We start from the raw sequence: 16,287 nt of genomic DNA on the forward strand, positions 1-16,287 counted from the left end.
TCGGCGGTCATTTCCGGCATATTCTGGATGTCCTCTTAAACTGAAAAAATATATGTGTGATCACAGAAAAATAAGCACACATTCCCGGGCTGGCGCTGTTTAGAAAAGATATTTAAAGCGCACACGGGCACCATAACGGTCATCCGTATTACCGGTTTTTACCGACGGCGATTCCAGCCAGGAGGCATAAGCCCCAAGATAAATATTGAAGTCAGGCATATCCATGATATCAGGCAGGTGCCATGAGGAATGGATGGTGTGAATGTCATATTTCCCCGGCGCCAGAATCGCGCAGTCGCTGTCACAGTCACTGGCTACCCCGGCCATATTGAACTTGTCGATATTGTTGTGCGCATAGATGTAACCCAGTTCCACGCGGTGCCATAAGGCATTTATGCCTGCGCTGAAATCTTTTTCGTCAGCGGCGTCGAGATAAGCCGTACTCAGGTTAACAACCGCACCGTCTTCTGCATCGGTTTTAAGCGTGTTCCAGCTCATCGTCATGCCGTAACCGGTCCGGCCCGACTGGTCTACCCAAACACCCCGAGTATCCTGATATCCATAGGCATTGTTCACCAGGTTGCTTTCGACAGCGGCGGCAACCGACCACGCGCCGGATTGCCAGGCCACGACCGGGCGGGCATAAACCACATTTTTACGGTTATCTAACGCATTGCCGTGATAGTTATTGTCGACAAATAGCGAACTGCCATCCTCTATAAGCGTGTTGAGTTCGAAATACCAGTTATCGAGTGTCTTACTGAGCAGGAAATTGCCACCGCTGCTGCTGCGCCCGCGCCCCTCTTTCATCATGTAGATATAACCGTAACCGTCACTGTAGAGATCGTTGGCGGTATTACCGGAATACTCAATGAACGTATCCTGGTTCAGCGGGAACATATCCCAGGCCTCGAAGCGACCTATTTTAATTTTCCAGTCATCCTGCTGACCAAAGAAAAATGCCGCATCGTCGAGATTCATTTTTCCGTTTATATCAGCCAGTGGCTGAACAGTGAATCCGGCATATTTTCCATTAACCCCGTTTCGCAGACCATCAAACCCCAGAAGAATACGACCATTCATATCCCAGCGTTCTTTATCTCCGGGTGCCCAGTTTTTATTTGTACTGGTTTTTACCGACGTCAGGCTGCCCGTGCGGCTGGCACCGTCCATATTAAATTCAACGTCCCCGTAAAATTTAATATTACTATTCCCGGTGAGCTGAATAGCGGGAGTCGCGGGAACTGCGGGCGTATTGTTTACCACGGAGGCTAATTGCTTCTCCTGCCTGAGGGCGCGAATTTCTGCCTCCGCACCCGCAGCGCGTTGCTCGGTGACTTTCAGCCGCTGCTCCATTTGTTCCAGCCGTTGTTCGAGGGAAAGCGTATCCTGTGCATTGGCTACTGAGGTACATACAGACGTCAACATACATCCGACCCAGATTTTATTCATCGGAAAAGACCTTCTTATTATTTATATTAGTGTGTCATTTTTTGTATAAATACAGCCCGAAGATAAACGCAGTAATAACCCGCCCATCATCAAAGACGGGTTATTCGCGACGCTGAACAGAATTTATTCCAGCTGCCAGGCTCCGGCATCGGATAATGTTGCCGTTCCATGCCAGGCAAATAAATTTAATTCGCGGCGACCGGCATCAGGATATATCCGGCTACTGAGGCAGGCCTGGCCGTCATTAACAAATACCTCGACGGATGAGCTGTCGATAAACACACGTAAAGCCAGAGGAGCGCCGGGCACCAACGGTACGCTGCGCGTGCCACATAATCCGTACTGCGGGTAGCGGCGCTCCAGCACCAGACGCTGCATCTGGGTATCAACATAGACACGCAAACCGTCCCCCAGGCTAAGTCCATACTGCTCCGCATCACTGCGTGCGCCATCCCAGTGAAGCGCAACTTCCATCGACTCCCCTTTTTCCGCCATCAGGATCTGCTGATTTTTCAAGGTACTGACAGGCCACGGGAACCAGGCCTGACGCAGTGCTTCCACCTCTTTCGCGGGACGCATCTGCAGACGATTGTTCTCATCAAGACTCAGCTCACGCGGCAGAGACAGCATCCCGGCCCAGCCGTCCTGTTGCTCCGGCATCGGCGACTCCCACATAGCCAGCCAGCCAATCACGATGCGGCGGCCATCCGGCGTCAGGAAACTCTGCGGGGCATAGAAGTCATGCCCGTGATCCATTTCAACAAATTCTCCAGCACGGACAAACGGCTCGCCGGGCTGCCAGTCCCCCACCAGATAACCGCTCTGGAACAGATTACGGTTCTCAAAACCCTGCGCGGCTATCCCCTGCGGAGAAAACATCAGGACGCGTTTACCATTAAGGGTAAAGAAATCAGGGCACTCCCACATAAAGCCCATACCGGCCTCTGCCTCATCCAGGATCCCTTCATCCTGCCACTGACGCAGGTCGGCTGAACGATACAACCGTATTTGCCCGGTATCGCCAACGCGCGCACCGACGACCATGTACCAGCTATCCCCTTCGCGCCAGACCTTAGGGTCGCGGAAATGATGCAAGTCCGGCGGGGTATCGATAATGATCCCCTCACGTTTAAAGTGAATACCATCGCCACTGGTTGCCAGGCACTGCACCTGATAAAGGTTTTCGTCATTACCGGCGTCGCCGTGAAATTTATGTCCGGTGTAAATCAGCGCCAGGGTATCGCCATCCACCACCGCCGAACCCGAAAAACAGCCGTCTTTGTCTTCAGGTCCTTCCGGGGCCAGTGCAACGGGCAAGTGTTCCCAGTGAAGCAAATCTTTGCTCCGCGCATGTCCCCAGTGCATCGGTCCCCACTGGGTGGAATACGGATGATGCTGATAAAAGGCGTGATACCAACCCTCAAACCAGATCAGGCCATTCGGATCGTTAATCCAGCCAGCCCTCGCGGCCAGGTGATAGCGCGGGTACCAGCGCAGATTTACCCTCCCGTGCTTAGCCTGAAGTTCCTGTTCAGCATGAGCAATTGTATACGTCATCGTTTTCTCTCTTTTCAATCAGATAGTAGAAAGTTGCGGTATCTGCGGATCCCTCGAAGGCTTACCGGAGCGCAACAAGAAAATAGAAATAAAGGTGATACAGAACACCATCAGCCCCATAACCAGGTAGGACTGGGCAAATCCATATTTTTCGTAGCTGTAGCCGGCGAGAGGGGACAACACGGTGGCTATCACTGAGCTCGTACAGGCAAAGCCCACCAGATAGAGCGTGGATGAGAGTCGTTTATCGAAGTTAAGACTGTTGTATTTGAAGATAGCGATTAACAGTACCGGGAGTTCAACGGCATGCAGCAGCTTAGTAATGGAGATAAGCAGCGGGCCTTCCACTAAACCGGAAGCGACCATGCGCATCGCCATCACCATTCCGGCGAAAATCAGACCATTTTTGGCACCGATACGATTGACCAGCCACGGCGCACAGAACATGCCTGCGGCCTCCAGGAACACCTGAAACGAATTAAGATAACCGTACATGGCATTCCCTTCATGTTGCGTCGGGAACTGTGAGGAAAAATAGACCGGGAACTGCTGATCGTAGACGCCATAAATACAGGTGCCGACCACAAAGAATACCAGAGCCCAGAAACGCGGCAGGGTCAGCAGGCGTAATGCGTCCTCAAGGGTGACTTTGCCGCCTGACACGGCTTCCTGCATCGCGTGCGGTGCCGAGGAGACGCGTAACCGCATCAAAAGCATAAAGAAGATCAGACCAGAACAACTGGCGACCGCGAAGTTCAGTTTCGGGTTGATATTAAACAGTAACCCGGCGAAAAACGTGGCGACAGCCCAACCCAGCGATCCCCACATTCTTGCTTTTCCGAATTCAAACTGGCTCTGGCGGGCAACACGCTCGGTGTAGGATTCAAGTACACCGATACCGCCATTGAAGGTCAGGCCGATATAGATCCCGCCAAAAAAACTGCCCAGAAAGACATTAATTTTCAGAAGATGTCCAAACAGCAGATAGGCCGGACCGGAAAAGATCAACAATGCCGTGATAAACCAGAGCAGGTTCTTACGCAGACCGAGTTTATCCTGAATAAAACCATAACAAATTTGCACAAACAGCGTGGAAAGCGACATCACGGAAAAAATGATCCCGGTGTCCCCTGCTTTCAGACCCACTTCCTGATGTAGCCAGATCGAGAGCAACGACCCTGTAGAGGACCAGGTCACAAAGAAAAAGAACAATAAAGCGCTGAGTATCAGATAACTGTGAGAATGACGGGTTTTCATCATGGCAATCTCATGCTGAGGTGGAGCGCAAATGATAACGTTAACATAAAATAAAACGCATGCCGTTTTACGGCGATTCTAGATGTTAATCACAAAAGTTAACGTTAACATTACCAGTGTGAGATCATGATCAACTTTTCGGGTTTACAGCGAACGACACACGCAGTCCAAAATCACGTATGATCCTTTTACATCAGCAAGTTAGTTTTATAGCCTGTCGCGTAGTGACAAGTTTGGAGCGAGAAGAATGGCATCCCTGAAAGATGTGGCAAAACTGGCAAACGTATCGCTGATGACGGTTTCCAGGGCATTAAACTCCCCGGAACGCCTGAAGCCGGAGACCCTGGCTCGCGTACAGTCCGCTATCGACGCCACTAATTACGTGCCCGATTTATCGGCAAAAAAAATACGTGGCGCTCACGCGATTGCAAAAACCATCGGTGTGCTGGCACTTGATACTGTGACCACCCCCTTTTCAGTGGAAATCACACTCTCCATCGAAGAAACCGCACGTGCGCATGGCTGGAACAGCTTTGTGGTTAACATGTTTTCCGATGACAGCCCGGAAAAAATCGTTGATCTGCTTCTCTCACATCGCCCGGATGGCATTATCTATACCACCATGGGATTGCGGCAGGTACCGCTGCCCGGAAAGTTGTTAAACCTTCCCTGTGTGCTGGCCAACTGTGAAAGCCTGCATCAGCAGGTAGCGAGTTATATCCCCGATGATGAACATGGACAGTATGTTGCGGTGCGGGCACTTTTATCTGCAGGCTATCGTCGCCCGCTCTGCTTACATTTGCCTGCCAACCATCTTGCGACTGTCAGACGCCGCAAAGGGCTGGAGCAGGCATGCACGCAAGCCGGTATAGATCCTGATACGCTCGACCACCATTACATGGAATATGGCGATGAGCATTATCACGATATTCCCGACATGCTTTTGGCCCATATCAACCAGGGCAAACCTCAATTCGATTCAGTGGTGTGTGGAAACGATCGTATCGCATTTATGGTCTATCAGACGCTGCTGTCACAGGGCTTAAGGATCCCTGATGATGTTGCGGTGCTTGGCTACGATAATATGGTGGGTATTGGCGATCTATTCTTACCCCCCCTCTCGACCGTGCAATTACCCCATTACGAGATAGGACGCCTTAGTGCGCTTCATATTATTAACGGTGAGTGCCATAAGAATACTGTGGCCGTTGAAAGTCCGTTACTCCTTCGTGAATCAGTGAAAAAACCACAGTAAAAGCAGATGAATATGATCAGCCGCTTTTAAAAGAATGGAAAAATATAACAGGCCTGAGAATTGTCCGCAGAAAGCGTTCAGGAGCCTTATCGGGTAGTGAATTAGACTGATTTTCTGGATTGTCTATTCAGCGTTGGAGTGCTTATTTTCACGGGATTAATGTCTAGACTCAACTTTCTGACAAATACCTAAGGAGCACACCATGGCAGACCATTCTGTTAAAGGCAAAGTTGTGATCATCGCAGGCGGTGCCAAAAATCTCGGCGGTTTGATCGCCCGCGATTTAGCCGCTCAGGGGGCGAAAGCCATCGCCATTCATTACAACAGCGCCTCCTCAAAAGCAGATGCTGATGAAACGCTGGCCGCCATCGAAGCCGCCGGAGCCAGGGCGGTGGCATTGCAGGCAGATTTGACGACCGCTGCAGCCGTCGAAAAACTCTTTGCTGACACCATCGCCGCCGTTGGCAAGCCGGATATCGCTATCAACACCGTGGGCAAAGTCCTCAAAAAACCCATGGCGGAAATAAGCGAAACTGAATACGACGAGATGACATCCGTTAACTCGAAAACGGCTTTCTTTTTCCTCAAAGAAGCCGGTAAAAATCTCAACGACAACGGTAAAATCTGCACGGTAGTCACCTCACTCCTGGGTGCCTTTACCCCGTTTTACGCCGCGTATGCAGGCACGAAAGCCCCGGTGGAGCATTACACACGGGCAGCGTCCAAAGAGTTTGGCGCGCGCGGTATTTCGGTCACGGCGGTAGGGCCGGGTCCGATGGATACCCCTTTCTTTTATCCTGCTGAAGGCGCTGATGCGGTGGCATATCATAAAACTGCAGCAGCACTCTCTCCTTTCAGCAAAACAGGCCTGACCGATATTGAAGACGTGGTGCCTTTCATTCGCCATCTGGTGAGCGATGGCTGGTGGATCACCGGCCAGACTATTCTGATCAACGGCGGCTATACCACCAAATAACCGATGACATCTGAATATCGGACTGTAAAAAGGATGGGTGATATGCTGAAGGCCCTGGAATATCCCCGTCCCTGCCGCAGACAAAGAGCAATAGCGAATTTCCTTTGTCAGGTATAACAACGAGATATTAAAGATGGACAGGTTCAACCAATATCGCGTATTCGCGCAGGTCGCAGAAATGGGAAGCTTTGTTCGGGCCGCCAGCGCACTCTCTGTACCGCGAGCCTCCGTTTCTGCCGCCATCCAGCAATTAGAATCGCAGCTGGGCGTGAGGCTGTTGCACCGCACCACCCGCACAGTGCGGCTGACTACCGACGGCGAGCAATTGCTCGAACGGGTGCGCCCTTTACTGGCAGAAGTAGAGGATATCGACCAGTCATTTCAGCTCAGCCAGCGCCAGGCTTCAGGGAAGCTGACCATCGATGTCCCCAGCCGCATTGCCCGTCGCCTGATTGCCCCGGCCCTGCCAGAGTTATTGCGGTGCCACCCCCATTTACAGCTGGTTCTGGGGTCATCGGACAGGGCTATCGATTTGGTACAGGACGGCGTGGATTGCGCTATCCGTGTGGGCGTATTGCATGACAGCAGTTTAGTCGTACGCTCCCTGGGTCACATAACCCTGATCAACTGCGCCAGCCCTGCTTATCTGAGCGAACATGGCCTGCCCTCCCAGCCGGACGATCTCGTCGGGGAGCATCTGGCCATCGGTTATATTTCATCAAGAACGGGTAAAGAGTTACCCTGGCAGTATCAGTCAAAGGACGGACATATACACAGTGTCAGCGTCCCTAACCAGGTTGGGGTTAACAATGCAGAAAGTTATATCGCCTGCTGCCTTGCAGGCCTTGGGCTGATCCAAATCCCCCGCTTCGATGTTCAGCATCTTCTGGATTCAGGGGAACTGATTGAGGTCATGCCAGATTACCGGGCAGCGTCTATGCCGGTATCACTGATCTATCCGCATCGCCGCCAGCGATCCCGGAGACTGGCTGTTTTTCATGCATGGTTTGAGAAACTGATGCAACCCCATCTGGATAATTGAATTATCTCGTTTATTGACCAGAGAATTGCAGACTAAAATTAGCCGCACCGACAACATCAGCGACCTGTCTCACCCAGGCGAACCTTACCGATTCGCCAGCCGGTTTAAAATTCGTTATCATCCGCTCCCACTCTTCATCCGGGTATCCTGATGTCTGCGATTATCGATACTTTTATTGCCCCGCCGTGCCATGGCCAGATCGAGACGCTGTATCAGGACGAGCATCTGGCGCTTATCAATAAACCCACCGGACTGCTCAGCCTCTCGGGGAAAAACCCGCAAAATCTGGATTCCGTACATCACCGGCTGGTAAAGATATTTCCCGGCTGTACGCTGGTTCACCGTCTGGATTTCGGCACGTCCGGGCTGATGGTGATTGCGCGTAATAAGGCTATCAATGCCGCCCTCTGCCATCAATTCAGCCAGCGCACGGTGACCAAAGTGTACAGCGCATTGCTTTGCGGGCATCTGCAACATAACGAGGGAGTGACAGACGCGCCGATCGCCAAAGACCCTGCACTGTTTCCCCTGATGTCAATTTGCGCCGTCCACGGCAAGCCCGCCCGCTCCGGCTACCGGGTGGTTGAGCGCTTTTATCGTGAGCAGGAAAACGGCGAATTACTGCCACTGACGCGGGTACTGCTGACTCCGCAAACCGGGCGCACTCATCAGCTTCGCATTCACTGTCAGTATCTGGGCCACCCGATTTTGGGCTGTGATTTGTATGGCGGACGCCTGCTGCCGGGCACGGAACAGACTCCGCGACTGATGCTGCACGCCAGTGAACTGCATTTTGTTCATCCCGTCAGCGGAGAACGGATCGAAGCCCGCCATGCCAGCCCGTTCTGAAAGCGAAATCCTTTTTAACACCCCGCCCGGCACATTCCCTGCATTAAATTGCCCTCCCGCTTTGCAAAAGCGTTTTTAACCTGACGTTTGACGCTGTAGTCTCAGTAGCGGTTTTTATTTTGCTGCGTTCCAGCCAGGTAAACGGCCTTTAACCGATTTTAATAACGAAAAATTTTAGAAATCTGACGAACAGACAGGACAATTATGGACTCCATGCTCACCGCCCCCCACCCCGATGAGGAGATACCTTCATATCACCGTGCCCGCCGGGCTGCCTGGGGCAGTTTCGTCGGCGCAGTCGTAGACTGGTTTGATTTTTTGCTCTACGGCATCACCGCAGCATTAGTGTTTAACAGCGAATTTTTTCCGCAAATCGACCCGGCAATGGGCACACTCGCCGCATTTGCTACTTTCGGCGTCGGCTTTCTCTTCCGCCCGCTCGGCGGCATTGTCTTCGGACATTTCGGCGATCGTCTGGGTCGCAAGCGGATGCTGATGATGACCGTCTGGATCATGGGCATTGCCACCGCGTGTATCGGTATTCTTCCCTCTTTCGCGACGATTGGCTGGTGGGCCCCGGCTCTGCTGGTCACCCTGCGCGCCATTCAGGGATTTGCCGTGGGCGGCGAATGGGGTGGCGCGGCACTGCTGGCGGTGGAAAGTGCGCCTTCCGGTAAAAAGGCGTTCTACAGCAGCGGGATACAGATGGGATACGGCGTCGGCCTGTTGCTGGCGACCGGACTGGTGTCACTGATCAGCAGCCTGACCACCGATGCGCAGTTCCTCAGCTGGGGCTGGCGTTTGCCATTTTTGTTCAGTGTGGTGCTGGTGCTGGGCGCGCTGTGGGTGCGCAATGGCATGGAAGAGTCGGTCGAGTTCGAACGTGCTCAGGAAAAGCTACCCAAAGCAGCAAAAAAGCGGCTACCGGTATTTGAAGCGCTGTTGCGCCATCCCGGCGCATTTTTGAAAATCATCCTCCTGCGCCTGTGCGAACTGCTGACGATGTACATTGTCACGGCGTTCGCCCTTAACTACTCGACGCATAATCTGGGGATGTCGCGTGAGCTGTTTCTGAATATCGGGCTGCTGGTCGGCGGTATCAGTTGCCTGACGATCCCGTTATTCGCCTGGCTGGCAGACCGTTTTGGCCGTCGCCGCATTTACATTACCGGCGCACTCGTCGGCGCGATGAGCGCCTTCCCGTTCTTTATGGCGCTGGAAGCCCGCTCCATTGCCGGGGTGGTGATCTTCTCGCTGCTGCTGGCAAATATCGCTCACGATATGGTGGTCTGCGTCCAGCAACCGATGTTCACGGAAATGTTTGGTGCAGGTTACCGCTACAGCGGTGCGGGTGTCGGTTATCAGGTCGCCAGCGTCGTGGGCGGCGGATTTACACCGTTTATTGCCGCCGCATTGCTGAATTTCTCCGGCGGTGAATGGCATTCCGTCGCCATTTATCTGATGGCTGGCTGTTTGCTTTCTGCCCTGACGGCGATGTTTATGAAGACACCTGCGCCGCGCTGAACCGCCGGCCATGTAGAAAAGCCCGCTTAAAAATATTAAGCGGGCTTTTTTGCACCTGAAACAGATTTATACCACCCGCAGCTCCTCGTAAGAGATCATCACATGTTCCGCAAATGCCGGACGCTGTGTGAGTTTTTCATAATATTGTTCAATAGCCGGGAAGGATGGCCGTTCAATGGCAATATCGAAATAGCGATACAAACTGTGCCCAAACTGAATATCGGCCAGTGTGAATGCGCTTCCGGCAAGGTAGCCATGCCGGGCAATCTGCGCTTCCGCAATCGCCAGCTTCTTGTTCAGATTCTGCAATGATTTTTCTAATGCCTGATGATCCTGATCTTTAGCCGCCGTTCTCACCACCATCCAGAACACCGGCGCAGTGAAATTCATCGCTACGCTGATTTTTGCCCATTCCGTCCATTTATCGGTTTCGGCTCGCCGTTCAGGATCCTGTGGCCAGAATTCATCAGCACCGTATTTTCCTGCCAGATAACGCAGGATGGCGCCGGTTTCCCACAGCGGCTGGCCTTTACCATCGCGGATCACGGGAACCGTGCCATTGGGGTTCATCGCCAGAAATTCCGGGGTGTCATTCCCCCCGTATTTATGGCCGATGTCAAACCGCTCATACTCCAGCCCTAATTCCCCGATACACCACATCAGCGCCTGCACATTTGACGACGTTTTTCTGCCCCATACCCGAATCATTCACTTCCCCCTGTTCGTTCATAAAAGCACCATCCGGCTCTTGTACCCTAATAAAACATTGGCGACACCGTGCAGACAAGCCATATTTAGAATGAATGACGATAAACGAAGCCCAAAGGAAAAGCGTATGGATAACAAGTCCCTCACCCCATCACAGGCGATTGAGAAGCTCGAAAAGATGTACAACGACTCTGTGGCCGCCCTGCGGGATGCGATTAAAGATTTCATCGTTCAGGGTACGTTGCCTGATATCACAGCGCGTGCTGCCGGGCTGTTTGTTTATCCGGAACTGCGGGTCAGCTGGGATGGCGTGACGCCAGCCAAAAACCCGACCCGCGCGTATGGCCGTTTTTCGCATCCGGGCCGTTATGCCAACACCATCACGCATCCTGAGCTGTTCCGTGATTATCTGCTGGAACAGCTTTCCCTGCTGGAAGAGGAATATGATGCGGTGATTGAAGTGGTGCCGTCACAGCAGGAAATCCCTTATTCGTATGTGATTGACGGCTCGGATCTGACGCTTGACCGGTCGATGAGCGCCGGGCTGGCAAAGCATTTCCCGACCACAGAACTGTCGCAGATAGGCGATGAAACCGCAGACGGCCTGCATTATCCCGGTGACACTTTCCCGCTGTCGCATTTCAATGCGCTGCGCGCTGATTTCTCGCTGGCACGTCTGCGCCATTACACCGGCACGCTCACCGAACATTTTCAGCCGTATGTGCTATTCACCAACTACACCCGATACGTCGATGAGTTTGTCAGCTGGGCGTGTGCGCAAATTGCCGATCCGGAAAGCCCGTATGAAGCACTGGCCTGCGCGGGCAGTGTATTTATCACGGCAGAAACACAAAACCCTGAGCAGGCGGTGTCTGATCTGGCCTGGAAAAAACACCAGATGCCCGCCTATCATCTGATTGCCCGCGACGGTGCGGGGATTACACTGGTGAACATCGGCGTCGGCCCTGCCAATGCCAAAACCATTTGTGACCATCTGGCGGTGCTGCGTCCCCATGTCTGGCTGATGATTGGTCACTGCGGCGGATTACGTGAAACACAGTCGATCGGTGATTACGTTCTGGCGCACGCTTATTTACGTGACGACCATGTACTGGATGCCGTACTGCCGCCGGATATCCCGATCCCAAGCATTGCTGAAGTGCAACGTGCCTTGTATGACGCGACCAAAATGATGAGCGGCATGCCGGGTGAGCTGGTCAAGCAACGCCTGCGTACCGGCACGGTGGTGACCACCGATGACCGTAACTGGGAATTGCGTTATTCCGCCTCGGCGCTGCGTTTTAATCTCAGCCGCGCCGTCGCCGTCGATATGGAAAGTGCGACCATCGCCGCGCAGGGATACCGCTTCCGGGTGCCTTACGGCACGCTGCTGTGCGTATCGGATAAGCCGTTGCACGGTGAAATCAAATTGCCGGGTCAGGCGAACAAATTCTACGAAGGCGCCATCTCAGAACATCTGCAAATTGGTATCTGTGCCATCGATCTGTTGCGCGCTGAGGGCGATCATCTGCATTCACGCAAATTGCGTACCTTTAACGAACCCCCTTTCCGCTGATAACCACTCTGATTCCCCTTCAAGAGTTCGTGTTGCAGGCAGGCGGCAAGTTTGATAATCCCGGTGAGCTGACATTAAGTCAGTGATTCGGGTTATTAACCGCAGCCCCCCATCTGCGGCACGAAATATGGCGGGGAATTAAGGATTTCCTAAAAAAGACTTTGCATAATGCAGAGTCTTTTACCATCATAAATTAAAACGCTGTTCTACTTTCTTCCACACTGGAATTCTCTTGCAAAACGTCATCGTCTCTTTGCGCAAAGCCATCGAGCGCACGCCCTGGTATCCGAAACGGCGTTCTTACCGTACGTTGTTCTGGCGCGAAATAACGCCCCTCGCTGTCCCTATTTTCTTCGAAAATGCCTGCGTACTGCTGATGGGCGTACTGAGTACTTTTCTGGTCAGCTGGCTGGGCAAGGAAGCAATGGCGGGCGTGGGCCTGGCTGACAGTTTCAATATGGTGGTGATTTCATTCTTCGCCGCTGTCGATCTTGGTACCACCGTCGTCGTGGCGTTCAGCCTCGGTAAACTCGACCACGAGCGCGCCCGTGCGGCAGCACGTCAGTCACTGGCGATCATGACCGTTTTTGCCGTACTGCTGGCGATACTTCTGCAATTTTCCGGACATGTAATTGTCGACATGATCGCCGGCAATGCCGAGCCGGAGGTAAAAGAACTCGCGCTGTCTTACCTGCAAATGAGCAGCTGGAGCTATCCGGCGGCAGCCATTGCCCTGATCGGTTCCGGTGCTTTGCGTGGTGCGGGTAACACCAAAATCCCGATGTTACTTAACGGCGGGATGAACATCCTCAATCTGGTGATCAGCAGTGTGCTGATCTATGGTTGTTTCGGCTGGCACGGTCTGGGCTTTATCGGTGCCGGACTGGGGCTGACCATTTCACGTTATATCGGCGCGGTAGCCGTTATTTTCGTGCTGATGATTGGTTTCAATCCGTCCCTGAAAATCTCGCTGAAAAGCTATTTTCTGCCGCTCAATACCAACATTCTGCGCGAAGTCTTAGGCATCGGTATTCCGGCCAGTATCGAATCGGTATTGTTTAACGGCGGTAAATTACTGACGCAGGTTTTTGTCGCAGGCATGGGCACCAATGTGATTGCCGGTAACTTTATCGCCTTCTCGATTGCGGCGCTGATCAACCTGCCGGGCAACGCGCTGGGTTCTGCCTCGACCATTATCGTGGGAACACGTCTGGGCAAAGGGCAAATTGCCCAATCTGAGCGCCAGTTGCGCCATATTTTCTGGCTTTCCACCTTCGGGCTGTGTGTTCTGGCCTTCCTTTCAGTGCCATTTGCCGGTTTGCTGGCACGGTTTTACACCAACGAACAGGATGTTATCGACGTCGTAAAAATCCTTATCTGGCTGAACGCCGCCTTTATGCCTTTCTGGGCTGCCTCGTGGGTATTGCCTGCGGGCCTGAAAGGAGCGCGTGATGCCCGCTTTACCATGTACGTTTCTATGCTCGGGATGTGGGGCTGCCGTATTGTGGTGGGCTATTTCCTCGGGATCGTCCTGGGCTTCGGCGTAGTCGGCATCTGGCTGGGAATGTTCCTCGACTGGATCGTGCGCGGCCTGTTTTTCTACTGGCGTATGGCCAGCGGCCGCTGGTTGTGGAAATACCCGAAGGCCAAAAGGACAGCATGACTTACTGCGGTTATGCCCGCCGGTACATCCGGCGGGGATGGCCGATTTTCCCGTAGAGCATGTCGACTTTCAAATCGCCTTTCTGCACACAGTGTTCGAGATAGCGGCGGGCAGTGGTTTTACTCAACCCCGTTTCGCTGACGACTTCATCCACTGAATAGCAGCGTCCGGCATCCTGCATAAAGATGCCTTCCACCAGATTCAGCGTGTTTTCCTCGATGCCTTTATTACCCGCTTTCGGCGTAAAATCCTTCGCCTGGAGCTGATAAAGGCTGTCTACGTTTTGCTGATCCACCACTTTCCAGGTCCGCTGTGTCTGGCTGAACTGGATAAAGCGATCCAGCGATTGTTGCAGCCTGTTCCACGACACCGGTTTGAGGATGTAATCAAAAGCACCACAGCGGATCGCCTGACTGCAGGTATTCATGTCGCTGGCGGCGGTGATAAAAATCACCGAACAGGGTGTTCTCTTCAGCAGGTCATCCTCAATCAGTGAAATCCCCTGACCGTCAGGCAAATAGTTATCCAGCAACAGCAGTTGCGGCCGCTTTTCTTCGATAAGCACTTTCGCTTCATGCAGCGTGGATGCGACACCCACCAGTCGCAACCAGCGGTGATTATCAATCAGTTCGGCATACAGTTGTGCCAGCTGGTTTTCATCTTCAACAATCATTACGTCAATCATTTCAGCTTGCATCATTTGCTCTCTTCCAGTTCTTCTGGTCGGGGATTACCGGCATAAAGCCACCCTTTTCTTCAGGGCAGCACACCGGAATAAAGACCGAGAAAACAGCGCCGCTCGGCGGATTATCGGACACTTCAATGGTTCCGCCCGCATGGCTGACATAGCTGGCAACCAGATGCAGTCCCAGCCCGTGATCGCCTTGCGTTTTGGATGTCACCCCCAGCGAAAAAATCTGTTCGCGCCGCTCCTGCGCAATCCCGATGCCGTGGTCAGCGACTTCAATCACCAGCTCATCCGTGCCGGAAACGACATACACTTCAACCGGCCCGGCATCACTGCCGCGCAGTAACGTGGCTTCGATGGCGTTATCCAGCAGGTTGCCGATGATCGACATCAGTTCAGTTTCACTGAGCGCAGCAGGCAGATACGTTAATTCACAGGCAGGATCGAATGTGAGCTCAACGCCTTTTTCCCTTGCACGGGCATATTTTCCGAGTAATAAACCGCACAACCTTGGCGAGCAGAACCGCTCTGAAACGAAATCCAGCAATTCCTGCGCACTTTCAGACTGGGCCTCGATATAACGAATCGCCTCGTCGTAGCGTCCCATATGCAGCAGGCCAGCGAGCGTTGCCGTCCAGTTGAGCTGTTCATGCCGCATCACCCGCAGGTTATCGGCATAACGCTGCACCTGACTTAGCTGGATGCTGAGCCGGTCGATATCGCTGCAATCGCGAAAAGTGATCACCCAGCCCTGAAGCTGGTCTTCCAGCATGATCCGCACCCGACTGGCAATCACGGTCAGGTTATTGAACAGGCAGATTTCATCGTGAATGTCTTTTTTCAGCATGACCTGCGGGTCAAAGAAACTGACCGGCGCAATCACCTGCCTGAGCGGCTGACCACGCAGTTCACGGGACGGCACGTCAAGGTTGAGCAGCTTTTTGGCCGCCTGGTTGATGACCGCCACGCGGGAGTGCGCATCAATGGCGATCACCCCTTCGTAAATCGACTCCATCAGCGCCTTTTGCTGACGCACCAGCAAGCCGATTTCCCGGGGCTCCAGCGCAAACATCTGTCGTTTAATCGAACGTGAAAAAAACCATGAAAAGGTAAACAACGCCAGCAGCAAGGTGGCGGCCGCCAGTAAAATGCGGATGGCTTTTTCAACGGTCAGACTGTTGATGTGGCTGGTGAGATAGCCGACAGAAACGATACCCATCACCTTGCCTTGCGCGTTCACGATCGGTGCTTTACTGCGCAGCGACAGCCCGATCCCACCCAGCCGGATGGTGGTGGTGCTTTTACCCGCCAGCACTTCTTCGTTGTCCCCTCCGACCAGCGTTTTTCCGACGCGGTCAGCATAAATCGAATGAAACAGATGTATCGCTTTACCATCGCCGATCACCATATAACTGGCATCGCTGTGAGCAGAAATATTCCTCATTAAACTGTTAATTGCTGAAATATCCTTATTTTCAACTGCGGTAATTAATGAGGGAATAAGTGCAATTTCCTCTGCCTGAACTTTTGCACGAATACCCATATCTTCATATAACTGACGTTCTATATCGTGATAGTAATAAACACCTGTCAGCGAAAAAAGTGCCATAAATAACATAACAAGATAAACAAAAAGCTTTATCTGAAAAGAAGGACGGAACCGCATCGGAGAACCTATCGCCAGACCGTGATATTAACAAACAGTATGTGAAGATTATCATTCCCCGGTATTTCCGTCAG

The 16,287-nt window shown here is 52.7% G+C and carries 13 protein-coding genes; 7 read left to right on the forward strand and 6 right to left on the reverse strand.

Translation table 11 applies throughout. From position 1 onward, the window contains the following. Nucleotides 1-99 precede the first annotated feature (99 nt). From AACU55_RS20910 to AACU55_RS20920, 3 genes are all read right to left on the reverse strand, one after another. A complete protein-coding gene (locus AACU55_RS20910; RefSeq protein ID WP_134706046.1) occupies nucleotides 100-1,452 on the reverse strand; it encodes a carbohydrate porin in 1,353 nt (450 codons plus the stop codon). A 123-nt stretch (nucleotides 1,453-1,575) separates the two neighbouring features. Beyond that, a complete protein-coding gene (locus AACU55_RS20915) occupies nucleotides 1,576-3,009 on the reverse strand; it encodes a glycoside hydrolase family 32 protein (RefSeq protein ID WP_134706047.1) in 1,434 nt (477 codons plus the stop codon). Between the two features lie 18 nt (nucleotides 3,010-3,027). Further along, nucleotides 3,028-4,269, reverse strand: a complete 1,242-nt coding sequence (locus AACU55_RS20920) for an MFS transporter (protein ID WP_015689639.1) — start codon at nucleotides 4,267-4,269, stop codon at nucleotides 3,028-3,030. A gap of 244 nt (nucleotides 4,270-4,513) precedes the next feature. Between AACU55_RS20920 and AACU55_RS20925 the strand changes: the two genes are divergently transcribed. The 5 genes from AACU55_RS20925 (at nucleotide 4,514) to shiA (ending at nucleotide 9,912) form a co-directional block, all read left to right on the forward strand. Then, complete coding sequence (locus tag AACU55_RS20925) at nucleotides 4,514-5,521, forward strand: LacI family DNA-binding transcriptional regulator (RefSeq protein ID WP_037035931.1); 1,008 nt, start codon at nucleotides 4,514-4,516, stop codon at nucleotides 5,519-5,521. 202 nt (nucleotides 5,522-5,723) lie between these two features. Further along, on the forward strand, nucleotides 5,724-6,497 hold the full coding sequence (locus tag AACU55_RS20930; protein WP_013574936.1) for an SDR family oxidoreductase: 774 nt from the start codon (nucleotides 5,724-5,726) through the stop codon (nucleotides 6,495-6,497). Nucleotides 6,498-6,630: 133 nt separating this feature from the next. Then, nucleotides 6,631-7,539: a LysR family transcriptional regulator gene (locus tag AACU55_RS20935; RefSeq protein ID WP_134706048.1), complete on the forward strand. Its 909-nt coding sequence runs from the start codon at nucleotides 6,631-6,633 to the stop codon at nucleotides 7,537-7,539. A 150-nt stretch (nucleotides 7,540-7,689) separates the two neighbouring features. After that, nucleotides 7,690-8,388: an RluA family pseudouridine synthase gene (locus AACU55_RS20940; RefSeq protein ID WP_037035933.1), complete on the forward strand. Its 699-nt coding sequence runs from the start codon at nucleotides 7,690-7,692 to the stop codon at nucleotides 8,386-8,388. Between the two features lie 204 nt (nucleotides 8,389-8,592). Beyond that, nucleotides 8,593-9,912, forward strand: coding sequence for a shikimate transporter (gene shiA / locus AACU55_RS20945; RefSeq protein ID WP_013574933.1), 1,320 nt, complete (start codon nucleotides 8,593-8,595; stop codon nucleotides 9,910-9,912). A gap of 66 nt (nucleotides 9,913-9,978) precedes the next feature. Here the strand turns inward: shiA and AACU55_RS20950 are convergent, their stop codons facing one another. Then, nucleotides 9,979-10,620, reverse strand: a complete 642-nt coding sequence (locus AACU55_RS20950) for a glutathione S-transferase family protein (RefSeq protein WP_134706049.1) — start codon at nucleotides 10,618-10,620, stop codon at nucleotides 9,979-9,981. Nucleotides 10,621-10,747: 127 nt separating this feature from the next. Here AACU55_RS20950 and AACU55_RS20955 point away from each other — a divergent pair, with 127 nt between their 5' ends. After that, complete coding sequence (locus tag AACU55_RS20955) at nucleotides 10,748-12,196, forward strand: AMP nucleosidase (RefSeq protein ID WP_037035937.1); 1,449 nt, start codon at nucleotides 10,748-10,750, stop codon at nucleotides 12,194-12,196. 232 nt (nucleotides 12,197-12,428) lie between these two features. Next, a complete protein-coding gene (locus AACU55_RS20960) occupies nucleotides 12,429-13,859 on the forward strand; it encodes an EmmdR/YeeO family multidrug/toxin efflux MATE transporter (RefSeq protein WP_037035940.1) in 1,431 nt (476 codons plus the stop codon). Nucleotides 13,860-13,869: 10 nt separating this feature from the next. Here the strand turns inward: AACU55_RS20960 and AACU55_RS20965 are convergent, their stop codons facing one another. Beyond that, nucleotides 13,870-14,556 (reverse strand): response regulator, encoded by a 687-nt coding sequence (locus AACU55_RS20965; RefSeq protein WP_015689638.1) that lies wholly within the window; start codon nucleotides 14,554-14,556, stop codon nucleotides 13,870-13,872. Beyond that, nucleotides 14,546-16,213: an ATP-binding protein gene (locus AACU55_RS20970; protein WP_134706050.1), complete on the reverse strand. Its 1,668-nt coding sequence runs from the start codon at nucleotides 16,211-16,213 to the stop codon at nucleotides 14,546-14,548. Before AACU55_RS20970 ends, AACU55_RS20965 begins: the two co-directional genes overlap by 11 nt. Between the last annotated feature and the right edge of the window lie 74 nt (nucleotides 16,214-16,287).

The organism is Rahnella sp. CJA17(1/100), assembly GCF_963881615.1.
GTDB classification, from domain to species: Bacteria; Pseudomonadota; Gammaproteobacteria; order Enterobacterales; family Enterobacteriaceae; genus Rahnella; species Rahnella aceris.